This is a genomic window from Bradyrhizobium sp. SZCCHNRI20481, from assembly GCF_032485055.1.
Lineage (GTDB): Bacteria > Pseudomonadota > Alphaproteobacteria > Rhizobiales > Xanthobacteraceae > Bradyrhizobium.
In genome coordinates this window covers 139,478-153,706 of the sequence record NZ_JAUEUE010000006.1, presented here as the reverse complement: position 1 = coordinate 153,706, position 14,229 = coordinate 139,478, and the positions used below count along the sequence as shown (strand labels likewise).

Annotated in this window: 15 protein-coding genes; 8 read left to right on the top strand and 7 right to left on the bottom strand. The window is 66.8% G+C overall.

Annotated features, from left to right (window positions below; all coding sequences use genetic code 11):
• Positions 1 to 5: 5 nt before the first annotated feature.
• Both QX132_RS11525 and QX132_RS11520 read right to left on the bottom strand, forming a co-directional pair.
• A complete protein-coding gene (locus QX132_RS11525; RefSeq protein ID WP_316161201.1) occupies positions 6 to 1,154 on the bottom strand; it encodes an HlyD family secretion protein in 1,149 nt (382 codons plus the stop codon).
• The gene (locus tag QX132_RS11520; protein WP_315735298.1) at positions 1,147 to 1,626 is read right to left on the bottom strand and encodes a MarR family transcriptional regulator; all 480 of its coding nucleotides are present in this window, start codon (positions 1,624 to 1,626) and stop codon (positions 1,147 to 1,149) included. Before QX132_RS11520 ends, QX132_RS11525 begins: the two co-directional genes overlap by 8 nt.
• A gap of 175 nt (positions 1,627 to 1,801) precedes the next feature.
• Between QX132_RS11520 and QX132_RS11515 the strand changes: the two genes are divergently transcribed.
• The 4 genes from QX132_RS11515 (at position 1,802) to QX132_RS11500 (ending at position 5,751) form a co-directional block, all read left to right on the top strand.
• A complete protein-coding gene (locus QX132_RS11515; protein ID WP_315756867.1) occupies positions 1,802 to 2,293 on the top strand; it encodes a Fur family transcriptional regulator in 492 nt (163 codons plus the stop codon).
• A gap of 199 nt (positions 2,294 to 2,492) precedes the next feature.
• A complete protein-coding gene (locus QX132_RS11510; RefSeq protein ID WP_316161200.1) occupies positions 2,493 to 3,446 on the top strand; it encodes a DMT family transporter in 954 nt (317 codons plus the stop codon).
• A gap of 13 nt (positions 3,447 to 3,459) precedes the next feature.
• A complete protein-coding gene (ispG, locus tag QX132_RS11505) occupies positions 3,460 to 4,761 on the top strand; it encodes a flavodoxin-dependent (E)-4-hydroxy-3-methylbut-2-enyl-diphosphate synthase (RefSeq protein ID WP_315797267.1) in 1,302 nt (433 codons plus the stop codon).
• Between the two features lie 477 nt (positions 4,762 to 5,238).
• Positions 5,239 to 5,751, top strand: coding sequence for a GNAT family protein (locus QX132_RS11500; RefSeq protein WP_315783369.1), 513 nt, complete (start codon positions 5,239 to 5,241; stop codon positions 5,749 to 5,751).
• 176 nt (positions 5,752 to 5,927) lie between these two features.
• Here the strand turns inward: QX132_RS11500 and QX132_RS11495 are convergent, their stop codons facing one another.
• Together QX132_RS11495 and QX132_RS11490 are read right to left on the bottom strand one after the other, a co-directional pair.
• Positions 5,928 to 7,535, bottom strand: coding sequence for a Na+/H+ antiporter (locus QX132_RS11495; protein ID WP_316161198.1), 1,608 nt, complete (start codon positions 7,533 to 7,535; stop codon positions 5,928 to 5,930).
• A 30-nt stretch (positions 7,536 to 7,565) separates the two neighbouring features.
• Positions 7,566 to 7,940, bottom strand: a complete 375-nt coding sequence (locus QX132_RS11490; protein ID WP_315775717.1) for a nuclear transport factor 2 family protein — start codon at positions 7,938 to 7,940, stop codon at positions 7,566 to 7,568.
• 219 nt (positions 7,941 to 8,159) lie between these two features.
• Between QX132_RS11490 and QX132_RS11485 the strand changes: the two genes are divergently transcribed.
• Entirely contained in the window at positions 8,160 to 10,031 is a 1,872-nt protein-coding gene (locus tag QX132_RS11485) for a caspase domain-containing protein (protein WP_315783365.1), read from the top strand.
• Here QX132_RS11485 and QX132_RS11480 read toward each other — a convergent pair whose 3' ends face one another.
• The gene (locus tag QX132_RS11480; RefSeq protein ID WP_315783363.1) at positions 10,032 to 10,724 is read right to left on the bottom strand and encodes a DUF1345 domain-containing protein; all 693 of its coding nucleotides are present in this window, start codon (positions 10,722 to 10,724) and stop codon (positions 10,032 to 10,034) included.
• Positions 10,725 to 10,733: 9 nt separating this feature from the next.
• Entirely contained in the window at positions 10,734 to 11,657 is a 924-nt protein-coding gene (locus QX132_RS11475; RefSeq protein WP_315735280.1) for a farnesyl diphosphate synthase, read from the bottom strand.
• A gap of 185 nt (positions 11,658 to 11,842) precedes the next feature.
• On the opposite strand from QX132_RS11475, the gene QX132_RS11470 reads away from it, so the two are divergent.
• The 3 genes from QX132_RS11470 to QX132_RS11460 all read left to right on the top strand — a co-directional run bounded on the left by QX132_RS11470 (position 11,843) and on the right by QX132_RS11460 (position 13,756).
• A complete protein-coding gene (locus tag QX132_RS11470) occupies positions 11,843 to 12,514 on the top strand; it encodes a transglycosylase domain-containing protein (protein ID WP_316161358.1) in 672 nt (223 codons plus the stop codon).
• 169 nt (positions 12,515 to 12,683) lie between these two features.
• Entirely contained in the window at positions 12,684 to 12,866 is a 183-nt protein-coding gene (rpmF, locus tag QX132_RS11465) for a 50S ribosomal protein L32 (protein ID WP_006610266.1), read from the top strand.
• 188 nt (positions 12,867 to 13,054) lie between these two features.
• Complete coding sequence (locus tag QX132_RS11460) at positions 13,055 to 13,756, top strand: hypothetical protein (RefSeq protein WP_315775714.1); 702 nt, start codon at positions 13,055 to 13,057, stop codon at positions 13,754 to 13,756.
• Positions 13,757 to 13,774: 18 nt separating this feature from the next.
• Here the strand turns inward: QX132_RS11460 and QX132_RS11455 are convergent, their stop codons facing one another.
• Complete coding sequence (locus QX132_RS11455) at positions 13,775 to 14,056, bottom strand: hypothetical protein (RefSeq protein ID WP_316161197.1); 282 nt, start codon at positions 14,054 to 14,056, stop codon at positions 13,775 to 13,777.
• Positions 14,057 to 14,229: the final 173 nt, after the last annotated feature.

The window sequence follows — 14,229 nt, the reverse complement described above, 5'->3', positions numbered from 1 at the left end:
GCGCGCTACTCCTCCTTCTCCGCCGCATGCGCCGCTCCGAACAGCCCGGCCAGCGTGCGCTCGTGGCCGGTGTCGATCGATACGTTGACGCTCATGCCGGCCTTCAGCCTGGCGACGAACCTGTCGGTCTTGTCGAAATGGATCCGCACAGGCACGCGCTGCACGACCTTGACGAAGTTTCCGCTCGCGTTCTGCGGCGGCAGGATCGCGAACTGCGCGCCGGTGCCCGGCGACAGCGAGCCGACCGTGCCCTTGAAGCGATGGTTCGGGAAGGCGTCGACGTCGAGTTCGACCGACTGGCCGACCGCGACATAGGTGAAGTCGCTCTCCTTCGGATTGGCGTCGACCCAGGGATTGCCGACATCGATCACCGAGAACACCGGCGTGCCCGCGGTGACGAAGCGGCCGAGCTGGATCTGGTCGACCTGCGTGGCGATGCCAGGCATCGGCGCGCGCAAGGTGGTGTGGTCGAGATCGCGCTGGGCGTCCTCGAGCTTGGCCCTGGCCTGGATGTAGGGCGGGAACTGCTCCAGCGGCAGCTCGGGATTGCCGAGCAGCTGCGTTTTCGCGTTCGATAGCTGCTGCTTGATGTACTGCGCCTGCGCGCTCGCCGTCACCAGCGCATTGGCGGCATTGTCGAGGTCGAGCTGCGAGCCGAAATTGTTCTTGGCGAGCGTCTGCTTGCGTTCGACGTCCTTCTGCTTCAGCTCGATGCCCTGCTGGGCCAGGTCGAGCATCTGGCCGTAGATCTTGATGTTGGCGGTGAGGTTGTCGTAGGTGGTCCGCGCCTGCTCCAGCGCCGCCTTGGTCTGGTCGACCGCGAGGCGGTAGGGTACGGGATCGATCTCGAACAGCTCGTCGCCCTTTTGCACCTGCTGGCCTTCCTTGACGACGACCTTGATGATCTTGCCGGAGATGTCGGGGGTGATGAGCACCTTCTGGGCGCCGACATAGGCGTCGTCTGTCGTCACGTAGCGGCCGCCGTTGAGATAGAGCACGAGGCCGCCGACGGCGGCGACGAGCGGCAGCACGACCAGCAGCAGCGTGCGACGGTAGCGGCGGACGAATCCGGGGCGCGCCGGCTTTTCGGCGTCGGCCGCCGCATCCGAGCCGGCTTTCTGTTCGGGGGCGAGTTTCAGGGCGGGCTCAGCCATAGTGCTGCTCCTTTCGCTGCTCGTCGCACAACGACTGCAGGGCGTTTCTCACGTTTTCTTTGATGGCCTCGAGGTGGGTCATCAGCCGCTCGGCGTCGTCGGCGCTGATGCCCTGAAGGGCGGTGTCGGTCAGATCGCCGCGCAGCACCGCGAGCTTCGCGAGCAGCGGACGCGCGGCCTTCTTCAGATAGAGCCGGTTGACGCGGCGGTCGGTGTCGTCGCCGCGCCGCTCGATCAGCCCAGCGTCGGCGAGCTTGTCGATCAGCCGCGTCAGCGTGATCGGCTGCATCTCCATCTGCTCGGCGAGCTCGGACTGCTTCATCCCCTCGTTGCGCTCCACCTTGGCCAGCACGGCCCATTGCGCGCGGGTCATGCCGAAGCGCGCCGCCTCCTTGTCGGCATAGGCGCGCACCAGGCGCTGCAGCTCGCCGAGCGTAAACAGGAAATTCACGTCCGCGGACGTGCGGGTCATGGCGGATCTCGATTCAGTGGCGGAAGAAATTGAGCTTTGGCTGTAATGAGCTTCCGATATAATAAGCAAGCTTATGAATATTTGATGGCCCCGCCGAGCGCACCGGCCCCGCCGAAGATGCATGGCTCGGCCGCGGCCTTTGGCGAGACCGGCCCGAGATGCTAGATTGTCGGCAATGACCCTCGCAAAGCCCACCTTCCCGGCGCCGGACCACGACCATGGCCGCTGCGCGGCCGATGCCCTGGACCATGCCGAGCGCATCTGCGCTCAGCGCGGCCAGAAGTTCACGTCGCAGCGCCGCCAGGTGTTGGAGGCGCTGCTGTCGAGCCACCGGCCGCTCGGGGCCTACGAGATCATCGAGGAACTTGCCAAGGTCACCGCGCGGCCCGCGCCGATCACCGTGTACCGCGCGCTCGAGTTCCTGATGGCGAACGGCCTGGTGCACCGCATCGAGAGCCGAAATGCCTTCCTCGCCTGCGCCCACGACCACGAGCAGACCGCGCTGGTGGCGTTCCTGATCTGCGAGAGCTGCGGCGCCGTTGGCGAGGTTCCGGCTGCGCCGATCGCGGAAAGCCTGAAGCTGGCCGCTGCGGCAACGGGCTTCACACCGAAGCTTTCCGTCGTCGAGATCACCGGGTTGTGCGCGCATTGCCAGAGGGCCGCGTGAGGTCCGTCACTGCGGCCGAAGCTATACACGTGTGAATGACTGTCGTATTCGAGGTTCAGCGCGAGAACGGTGCGCGCAGGGAGAGGCCAGCACCGCCGCCGCTCTACCTCCGCATCATCTCCGACCGACAAAGACAAAGCTGACCACACCTTGATGGCGGTCCGAATACAAAGAAACGCGCCAGGGAGCCAACGTCCTCGTGTCCGCAACGTCAACCTCATCCGCCGCGACCCGGCCGCTCGGCCTGGGCGCGATCGCCGTCATCCTCGTGCTGTGCCTGTCCTGGGCGTTCAATCAGATCGCGGTGAAGCTCGCGCTGCCTGAAATTCCGCCGCTGCTGCAGGCCACCTTCCGTTCGCTCGGTGCGCTGCCGGTGCTACTGGTGTTCGCGCGGGTGCGCGGCGTGAAGATGTTCAAGCGCGACGGCACGCTGGGGCTCGGCCTGGTGGCAGGCCTGCTGTTCGGCTTGGAATTCGTGCTGATCTATCAGGGCCTGCTGCTGACCTCGGCGTCGCGCGCCATCGTGTTCCTGTATACCGCGCCGTTCTTCGTCGCGCTCGGCTCGTTCCGCTTCCTCGGCGAGCGGATGGGGCCGGCGCAATGGGGCGGGCTGGCGCTCAGCTTCACCGGTGTGGCGCTGGCGATCGGCATTCCCCAGGCCGATGTCGACGGCCGCGTGCTGCTCGGCGATCTCCTGGTGGTCGGCGGCGGCCTGCTCTGGGGTGTGACCACGGTGTTCGTCAAAGGCACCCGGCTGCGCTTCATCGCGCCCGAGCGGGCATTGGGGTACCAGGTCGCGGTCTCCGTCCCGATCATGGCCGTGGCGGCGCTCATTGCCGGGGAGCGGTTGACCCAGGTTCCCAGCCCGTTCGTGATCGGCCTGATGGCGTACCAGTCGATCTGGGTGGTCGGGACCACGTTCACGATCTGGTTCGCGTTGATCAAGGCCTACTCGGCCAGCAAATTGTCGGCATTTACCTTCATCACCCCTTTATTCGGGGTGGTGGCGAGCTATTTCATCCTGCATGACGCCCTGACGCTGGCCTTTGGCCTGGCTGCCGTGCTTGTGATCGTTGGGCTTTTTCTCGTAAACCGCCCGAACCGCGTGGTGCTGGCCGCGACTGATCCATTGCTGAATGTCACCAAAACCTGATATCCGAGCGCCCATGAACAAGCCCGAGATCCTGACCGAGAACACCTCAGCGTCCGATGTCGCCGGACCCGCTCCCCGGCATCAGACCACCCGCGTCATGGTCGGCAACGTCGCCGTCGGCGGCGGCGCCCCGATCGTGGTGCAGTCGATGACCAACACTGACACCGCCGACGTCGACCAGACGGTGGCCCAGGTTGCAGCGCTGGCGCGCGCCGGGTCCGAGATGGTCCGCATCACGGTCGACCGCGAGGAGGCCGCCGCGGCCGTCCCGCAGATCCGCGAGCAGCTCGACAAGCGCGGCATCACCACGCCCTTGATCGGCGACTTCCACTATATCGGCCACAAGCTGCTGACCGACTATCCGGCCTGCGCCGAGGCGCTGGCGAAATACCGCATCAATCCCGGCAATGTCGGCTTCAAGGACAAGCGGGACACGCAGTTCTCGACCATCATCGAGCTCGCCAACAAATACGGCAAGCCGGTGCGCATCGGCGCCAATTGGGGCTCGCTCGACCAGGAGCTGCTCAGCAAGCTGATGGACGAGAACGCCGCTTCCGCGAGCCCGCGCGATGCCCGCGCGGTGATGCGCGAAGCGATGGTGCAGTCGGCATTGCTGTCGGCCGCCCGCGCCCAGGAGCTCGGCATGCCGAAGGACCGCATCATCCTGTCGGCCAAGGTCTCGGCCGTGCAGGACCTGATCGCGGTGTATCAGGACCTCGCCGCACGCTCCGACTACGCCATCCATCTGGGCCTCACCGAGGCCGGCATGGGTTCGAAGGGCATCGTCGCCTCCTCGGCGGCGCTCGGCATCCTGCTGCAGCAGGGCATCGGCGACACCATCCGCATCTCGCTGACCCCGGAGCCCGGCGGCGACCGCACCCTCGAAGTGCAGGTCGCGCAGGAGCTGCTGCAGACCATGGGCTTCCGCACCTTCGTGCCGCTGGTCGCGGCGTGCCCGGGTTGCGGCCGCACCACCTCGACCACGTTCCAGGAGCTGGCGCGCTCGATCCAGGATTTCATCCGCGAGGAGATGCCGGCCTGGAAGACGCAATATCCCGGCGTGGAAGCGCTCAACGTCGCCGTCATGGGCTGCATCGTCAACGGCCCCGGCGAATCCAAGCACGCCAATATCGGCATCTCGCTGCCTGGCACCGGCGAGGCCCCGGCCGCGCCGGTCTTCGTCGACGGCAAGAAGTTCCGCACCCTGCGCGGGCCCACCATCGCCGCCGACTTCAAGGCGCTGGTCATCGACTACATCGACCAGCGCTACGGCAGCGGCGCGAAAGCGCCGGAGAACGTGACCGCGGCGGAGTAGGGCGGCACGCTGGTCCCGGCTCAGCCAGCGGCGCCTCCTGTCCGCTGGGTTGATCGGGCGGTTGCTTGCGGCGAGAAGGCCTGACCATTCGTTACTCCGTCATGTCCGGGCTTGTCCCGGGCATCCACGTCGTTCCGAGGATGCCGAGCGGCGTGGATGGCCGGGACGAGCCCGGCCATGACGATGTGGCAGCAGACGGTCGCACAACTCCGATCGTCATATGCGATCCCTCTGTCGCAGGCGGGGAGCTTGAGAAAGAGTCCTCAGCTAGATTTCATGTCCAATCGGCCTGCCGTGAGAGCGACAGCCGACCTGCAACCGACGGCTGCTTGTGCCGCGCGCCGCGGTCTGAAATTTTTGCACGCGGATCGGCTGCAACGCACGCCGTGATGTCGCGGTTGCCCCCATCAGAACGGCGCCCGCCCCACTGCTGCCCGCATGATCAGCACCTTGAGGCTTGCTGAAGAGGACGCCTCGATGAATCTCGACATCCGCGAAATGGAACTCGCCGAGACCTCGATGGTCATCGACTACTTCTATTCGTCGAGCATCGAGCAGCTCGACCTGATGGGCATCGATCCGACGCGGATGCCGACCAGGCAGGTGTGGACCGGACTGTTCCAGACGCTCTACGACACGCCCTTGGCCGAGCGCGCGGCGCTGCTGGTGATCTGGCGGCTCGACGGCCGCGCCATCGGCTTCTCCAGTTGCGACCGCATCGTGTTCGGCAACCGCGCCCACATGCATCTGCACGTCACCGAGCCGGAGCTGCGCGGCCGCGGCCTCGGCACCGCATGCGTCCGCCGCACCATCGATTTGTATTTCGAGCGGCTCAAGCTCAAGCAGCTGTTCTGCGAGCCGCACGCATACAACACCGCCCCCAACCGCGCGCTGCAGAAGGCCGGCTTCCGCTACTTGAAGACCTACAAGACCGTGCCCGGCCCGATGAACTACCATCAGGCCGTGACGCGCTGGATGATCGAGCGGTGAGGGTGAGGCTCCCCTCGATAGCGGGGAGAGATGTGCGCGGCTCTATCCACGTCATTGCGAGTGCAAGCGAAGCAATCCAGGGCCGCGCAAGGATTTCTGGATTGCTTCGCTGCGCTCGCAATGACGGCGTTTGCCGCAACATCGCGTCCTACAACCCCGCCACCAGCCCTCAGCTCCTACAGCGGCACGTGCCCATATTCGCGATTGGCGAGGCTCGCCTCTTCCAGATCGAGATCGCGCTCGATGCGGCGGCGGGTCTCGTCGGTGATCTTGCCGTCGCGCAGCATCACGTGGATGAATTTGCGTTCTGCCGTGATCAGCTCGCGGGTCAGCTCGATGCCGAGCGCGGAGGCGTCGTTGTCCTCGGGCCTCAGACCTTCCGGGAGCTGGTTGGTCCGTACCTCGTGGCGCGCCCGCAGCAGCCGCACCACCTCGTCCGACAGCTCGCGATCGCTGGTCATCGTCTCCAGCGACCGCAGGGCGCTGTCGAGCGCCTCGCGCCGGGCCGCGATCTCCTGCTCATGCTCGCGCTGATGCTCGGCGCGACCCTGGTTGCCGACCCCGAGCCAGCGCACGACGGCCGGCAGGGTCAGGCCGAGACCGATCAGGGTGAAGAAGATCACGCCGAAGGCGATGAACAGGATCTGGTCGCGATAGGGAAACGCATCGCCGGTCGAGAGCGTCAGCGGCAGCGCCAGCGCGGTGGCGAGCGAGACCGTGCCGCGCACGCCGGTGAAGCCGATGATGAAGGTCTGCCGCCACGGCGGCAGCGGATCGCGGGCCCGGAGCGAAGAGCTCAGCAGGCGCGGCAGGATGGTCGCCGGAAAGGTCCAGGCGAAGCGCGCGATCACGACGATGGCGAGCACCAGCGCGGTCGCGATCATGATCTCGTCGAGCGGGAAGATCTTCGACTTCTCGTAGATCAGCCGCATCTGGAAGCCGGTCAGCAGGAACAGCATGCCCTCGATCAGGTAGACCATCAGGTCCCAGAAGAAGACGCCCTGCAGGCGGGTTGCCGAGGAGATCCACAATGGGCCGTTCCAGCTCATGTAAAGGCCGCAGGCCACGGTCGCGATCACGCCGGAGCCGCCGACATGCTCGGGGATCCAGAACGCCAGATACGGCGTCAGCACCGACAGGGTGATCTCGACCTGCGGGTCGCGGGCATAGTGACGGGCGCGCAGCATCAGCCAGCCGACGCCGATGCCGAAGGCGATCTCGCCAACCACGATCAGGCCGAACTCGCCGGCCGCGACCGGAAAGGAGAAGGCGCCGGTGATGATGGCGGCCACCGCGAAGCGATAGAGGATCAGCGCTGTCGCGTCATTGGCGAGGCCCTCGCCTTCGAGGATCACCATGACCCGGCGCGGCAGATGCAGCCGGCGGGCGATGGCGAGCGGCGCCACGACGTCGGGCGGCGCCACGATGGCGCCGAGCAGGAAGCCGATGCTCCAGGGCAGGCCGAGAAGATAGTGGGTCGCCGTCGCCACAGCGGACGCCGTGAAGATCACGCAGCCGACCGCGAGCAGCACGATCGGCCGCAGATTGCGCTTGAACTCGCGCCAGCTCATCGCGACGCTCGACGAATAGATCAGCGGCGGCAGCACCACCAGCAGGACCAACTCCGGCGGCAGCGCGAACGCCGGCATCGTCGGCACGAAGGCGAGCGCGATGCCGGCGAGCATCAAGAGGATCGCCGGCGCGAGATTGGCGCGTCGCGCGATCAGGGCGGTTCCCGCCAACACGGCCAGCAGGATCAGGAATATCTGAAAGTGAGCTTCCATGGCTGGGGGCTTGGCGTCGTTGCGCCGGCGTCAATCCCGGAGGTCGTAGCGGTAGGACTTCGACACGATCTGCCAGCCGTCCTTCAGTTTCATCGCCACGAGATAATCGGTGAAATAGCGCGGCGGCAGCTGGCAGCGCACCTTGATGAAGGCCGTCTTGTCGTCCGAACGATCGATGGTGACGATGAAGTCCTCGCGCGGCTTGCCCTCGCCCTTCGCCGACGGGCGCTTGCGCACCCAGGCCAGCCAATCCGGCACGGTCAGGATCTTGAGCTCGCCATTCTCGACCCAGCGCAGGTCAGCGGTGGGGTGGAACACGGCACCGAGCTTGTCGGCGTCGCCCTCGTAGAGCGCATCGAAATAGCCCTGAACGACGGCCTCGACGGTGGAACGGTCTGTGCTCACGGCCAACTCCCTGGGAACCTGGACAAACAAGGATCGCATTTTCGATGCAAAGCGGCGCTTGGCAAGGCATGAACTGGCGTCATTGCGCCAGCGACAGACTATAATGGCCGAGGCCAGGTCGATCGGGAATAAATCTGCGTGATCCCGGTCACAAGCCGAATGGGCTGCACTCTGATAGGCAGGTCCCAGCAGATCTCCCAGCGGTATGGGGTGGGTACGATGTCTTGGTCACTTCGATTGGGCGGTTACATCCTGACGGCAGCGCTGCTGCTGATCGGCCACCCCGCGCTCGCCGAGAAGCGGGTGGCGCTCGTCATCGGCAACTCCGCCTATCAGAACGTGCCGCAGCTCACGAACCCCGCCAATGACGGCGCGGTGATGACCGCGACCTTCAAGAGCGCCGGCTTCGACGTCGTCGATTACAGGCGCGATCTCACCGCCCGTGAGACCCGGCGGGCGCTGCGCGATTTTGCCGACGCCGCGCGCGATGCCGACATCGCCGTGGTCTACTATGCGGGCCACGGCATGGAAGTCGAAGGGGCCAACTACCTGATCCCGATCGATGCCCGGCTCGAGCGTGATACCGACGTCTATGACGAGACGCTGTCGCTCGACCGCATCCTGGTTGCCGTCGAGCCGGCCAAGAAGCTGCGGCTGGTCATTCTCGATGCCTGCCGCGACAATCCGTTCACCCGCAACATGCAGCGGACGGTGGCGACCCGCAGCCTCGGCCGCGGCCTCGCCAAAGTCGAGCCGACCAGCCCCAATACGCTGATCGCCTACTCCGCGAAGGCCGGCTCCACGGCGCAGGACGGCGACGGCAAGAACAGCCCCTTTACACTGGCGTTGTCGCGGCACATCGCGACGCCCGGCCTCGACGTCCGCAAGGCGTTCGGCTTCGTGCGCGACGAGGTGCTGAAGTCGACCGGCAACCGCCAGGAGCCGTTCGTGTATGGCTCGCTTGGCGGTGAGGACGTGCCGCTGGTTCCTGGCGTGCCGCGCGTCGTCACGCAGATGCCGGTCGCGCCGCCCGCAAATCCGCAGGCCGACATCCGGCGCGACTACGAGCTCGCCATGCAGGTCGGCAACAAGGGCGCGCTGAACGCGTTCCTGGCGCAATATCCGGACGGCTTCTATGCCAGCCTTGCCAAGTTGCAGCTCGAAAAGCTCACCGCCGAGGAGAATCGCGCCGCCGCTTCCGAGAAGGCCCGCGCCACCGAGGCCGAGCGCGCGCGACTCGTCGCGGAGGGCGCGCGCAAGGACACCCTCGCCAAGGCGGAGGCCGAGGCCAAGGCGGCCGAGCAGGCGCGCATTGCTGCCGAGAAGGCCAATCAGCTGGCACAGCAGCAGGCGGCCGACGCCGAGAAGAAGCGGCAGGAGCAGCAGCTCGCGGCGGCCGACAATCCGCGCGCGGCGACATCGCCGGGCGCGCCGGCGGCCGCAGCCCTGCAGCAGGGGCCGGAGGTCGCCTCGCTGACTCCCCCATCGCAGCCGGCTGATCTCGCCAAATCTGTTCAACTCGAGCTTCGCCGCGTCGGCTGCCTCAGCGAGGACGCCGATGGCGACTGGGGCTCGGCCTCGCGCCGCTCGCTGTCGCAGTTCAACCGCTATGCGGGCACCAAGCTCGACACCCAGGCGGCCTCGGCCGATGCGCTGCAGGTGATCAAGCTCAAGCAGGCCCGCGTCTGCCCGCTGGTCTGCCAGCATGGCACCAAGCCGGACGGCGACCGCTGCACCCGCATCGTTTGCGCCGAGGGTTCGTTCGTCAACGACGACAATGAATGCGAGAAGCGGCGCGAGAAGAAGCCGGTCGCCAAGCGCGGGCAGGACGACGAGGACATGCCGTCGCGCCGTCGCGCCCGTGCTGCTCCCGAGCCCGGCCTGCCGCTTCCCAATGCCGGCGTCGGCCTCGGCATCGGGTCGGCGCCGGGCTACGCCAGGCCGCAGACCCAGGCCGCCCGGCCGCCGAAGTCCACCGGCCAGATCTATTGCGATGCCTATCTGTGCCGCGCCGTCAGGCCCGGCTGCCGTCTCGAATATCGTGGCGGCGGTGGTCCGGCCAACAACGCCAGCGTCGAGGTGTGCAACTGATCAGGACGAGATTACGCTGGCGGCGATGTTGACCATCAGGGCGACCAGCGCGGTGTTGTAGACGAACGAGATGATGCCGTGCACGGTCGCGGTGCGGCGGATGATCTTGTCGGTGATGCCGACGTCGGAGACCTGGGCGGTCATGCCGATGACGAAGGAGAAGTAGACGAAGTCCCAGTAGTCGGCGTGCTCGTCCGTGTCGCCGCTGGGGAATTGCAGGCCCCCGGGCTTGGCGCCGCGGTAGTAGTCATGGGCGTAGTGCAGGGCGAAGGTCGCATGCACGGCGGCCCAGGACAGCGAGACGGTGAGCAGCGCCAGCGTCAGCGCCGGCGCGTCGCGCTTGGAGGCGCCGAGCTCGAGCACGATCGCGGCGATGCTGGCGAAGGCGCCGAGCGCCGTGACCAGCAGGATCACGAAACGGCCGTCGTCCTGCATGATCGCCTTGCGGCGGATGTGATGATGCTCGCTGCGAAGCATCATCGCCGCGACCAGCACGAGGTAGAGCGCGGTGAAGATGTCCCAGGCGAGCAGCAGCCGCGTGATCAGGCGGAGCGCCTGCGGCAGCAGGAAGAACGCGATGATCGCGATGCCCAGCGAAACGAAGGTGCGCGGCCGCGCATAGATGACGCGCAACGCAGCCGGCATGCTTGCGAAGCGAGCGAGGTCCGGATCGTCGGGATGGACTCCGGCCAACGCCTCGCCTCAGCTCTTGCGCTCGGCGACGAAGTGGGCGGCGGCGCGCAGCACGTCGCCCTTGGCGCCGAAGATCGACAGCGCGGCATCGCCGCGGGCGAGGAGGTCGCGGACGCGCTGCCTGGCGCCCTCGACGCCGAGCTGGGTGACGAAGGTGGTCTTGCCGAGCTCGGCGTCGGCGCCGGCCGGCTTGCCGAGCGTCGCGGCATCGCCCTCGACATCGAGCAGGTCGTCGGCGATCTGGAAGGCTTCGCCGAGCGCGCGGCCGTAATCGTCGAGCGCCTGGTACTCGGCTGCCGACGCCTGGCCGAGCAGGGCGCCGGCGATGCAGCCGAAGCGGAGCAGGGCGCCGGTCTTCATCTGCTGCACGCGAGCGACGTCGACCGGGTCGCGGTCGCCGAACCGGCCTTCGCCGGCCAGATCGAGGATCTGGCCGCCGGCCATGCCGCCGACACCGGCGCAGCGGGCCAGCGCCCGGGTCAGCGCCAGCCGGACGCCGGCATCGGGATGGATCTCGTCGCGGGTGATGATGTCGAAGGCGATGGTCAGCAACGCGTCGCCGGCCAGGATCGCGGTGGCGTCGTCATAGGCCTTGTGCAGGGTCGGACGTCCCCGGCGCAGGTCGGAATTGTCCATCGCCGGCAGGTCGTCATGGATCAGGGAATAGCAGTGGATGCATTCGAGCGCCGCGCCCGCCATCAGCGCGCCGCGCCGGGGCACGCCGAACACGGCGGCGCTCTCGACCACCAGGAACGGGCGCAGCCGCTTGCCGCCGTTGAGGCTCGAATAGCGCATCGACTCGATCAGCCGCTTCGGCCTGATGATCTCGTCCGCCAGCGGCGCATCGCCGAGGAGCTCGCCGAGCAGGGCTTCGGTCTCTTCCGCGGTCTTGTCCAGGCGTTGGGTGAAGTCGGTGAGGGCCGTCGCAGTCATTTAACAAGAGCTCCAGGGGCAAAATTCGCCGGACAATCGTTGATGGCGGCGACTTCGTCAATTGCCGGGGCGGTGGCGGCTTTCGGCCGCAACTGCGGAAAAAAGCAGGAAACCTCATGGAGATGTCGGATAATCCCGGCCAATTGTCCGCCGCCGCGGCGGTCCAACCCGAGCGACGCCTGCCCTTGCGTACCGTCAGAACCATCCTCCTGATCGTCGTGCTGGTGCTGCTCGTGCCCTACGCGCTGACGCCGTTCTATGCCGTGGGTCACCCCGTCTCGACCCTGATGCTGTGGCGGTCGGTGACGGGGCAGCCGGTAACGCGGCACTGGATCGACCTCTCGGCGATGTCGCCGTATTTGCCCCGCTCGGTGGTGGCCGCGGAGGATGCCAAATTCTGCGGCCATCACGGCATCGACTGGGGGGCGCTGCGGGAGGTCATGGACGACGCCGAGGACGGCGAGGTCAGCCGCGGCGGCTCGACCATCACCCAGCAGGTTGCCAAGAACCTGTTCCTCTGGCAGGGCCGCAGCTATGTCCGCAAGGCGCTGGAACTGCCGCTGGCGCTATGGATCGATCTCGTGCTCAGCAAGCGGCGCATTCTCGATATCTATCTCAACATCGCCGAGCTTGGCCCATCCGGCCAGTTCGGCGTCGAGGCGGGCGCAAATTACGCCTTCAACCGCTCCGCCGCGGGGCTCGGCCCGCGCGAGGCGGCCCTGATGGCCTCGATTCTGCCGAACCCCGTCCGGCGCAGTGCCCGGGCTCCGGGGCCGGGCGTGCGGCGGCTGTCGGCGACCTACATGGTGCGGGCCCAGGCCTCCAGCCTGCAGACCTGCTGGGGGGAGCGGCGTTGAGACCCGAGCGGGCGCAATTTTGGCCAAAAATGCCTCGGAGAGCCCTAGCCATGCCGCACCCCTTCCTCTATAAGCGCGGCCTTGATCGGCATCCGGGCTCGCCAGCTTCATGGCTGCAGCCGTCCCTTTGCGGACGATGCCTTCCGAAATACCCCTAGAGGATACCGATATGGCCGTCCCCAGAAGAAAAACTTCGCCGTCGCGCCGCGGCATGCGCCGCTCGGCTGACGCCATCAAGAAGCCGACCTATGTCGAGGACAAGGATTCCGGCGAGCTGCGTCGTCCACACCACCTGGACCTGAAGACCGGCATGTACAAGGGCCGCCAGGTTCTGAAGAAGAAAGACGCCTGATTGTCCGCGCGGGCCGCTTTCCAAGCTGCCCGAATTCGGCCATCGATGGGGTTGAAAGCGGTCCCGTGCGACGTGATTCGCCGGGACCGTTGCGTATCTGTGCCGCGTGATCCCGTCTCGCTGTCATCATCTTCGCACCGATTGATTTTGCGCCGGGCCGCCGCCCGCGCCATCCAAGGCTTCAACCGATGTCCATGGTCGGTTTCCCGCTGCTGCTGATCCCGCTGGCGATCTACAACATGATCGTCTTCCTGATGCCGGGGGTCGCCTTCAGCGAGACGCTGCTGCGCCTTCAGCTTCCGTCCGGCGAGGTCTGGACGATCTCGCTCGGCGACATGCTGCTGGCCCTGGGCGTGCTGCTGCTGCTGCTCGAAATCATCAAGGCGGCGAAGCCGAACGGGAAATATCTGACCGATCATCTGCTGTCGCTGCTGGTCTTCGGCGGCGCCGCGGCGGAATTCGTGATGTGGCAGAAGTTCGGGAATTCGACCTTTCTGCTGCTGACCCTGCTGGCGATGGTCGATTTCTTCGGCGGCATCTCGCTGCGCACCAAGCGCGCCGCCCGCGCCGTCGTAGCCGCGCCTGCTCCCGCGCCGGTTCCTGCCGACGTGCCCGTCTCTGATCCCGAGCCCGAGCTGATCGAAGAATCGGCCAAAGAACCGGCCAGGGCAGAGCTTCAGCCGGCGGATGCCGCTGTCCCTCCTGCACCCGACGAGGAGTCCACCGATGCCGTGCCGGCAGCGGCCTCGGTCGCCGAATCGGTGCTGCTCGATCGCTCGGTGCCGCGGCCGGCTGCTGCGGAGCCGAAAGGCGCTGCCCCGGAGTTGCAGGCCGAGGTGACCGGCCCGGGGGCCCAAGAGCCGCCAAAAACCGACACGCCAAAGGCCTGACGCGCAGGCGAGCCGCCCTCAGATCACTTGCCGGGTCCGGCCGACGGCCCGCGTCACCGGTTGAAGCCTCGCCGCATAGGCGTTGTGTACGTCTGCCGGCGCGGCGCGCCTCAGCGTGCGGGTCTGTGGCAGGTGCTCGGCGGTCGCGATCAGATGGGTGACGAAGCTGGCGTCGGGGCGGGAGGCGCGGACCATGCGCGCGCAATGCTCGTCGCTGGTGCCGGCCGGCAGCAGCACGACCGAGCGCGACGTCTCCTCCGTTCGGTCCAGGCGGCCCTCGTCCTGATCAATCGTTAACATTGCCCAACCATTACCGGCGCGCGTGTCACGTTATGGGACGCCGGAGCCTTTCGCCATTCCAACTCGCAAAGCCAATGCCGTTCCAAGCGCGTCGGGCGCTGTACGTTCCAAAGATGGTTGACGCGTCTCGGACACGCGCCCGTCGCCTCGGCATGCTCTCCGTTAACCAGAGA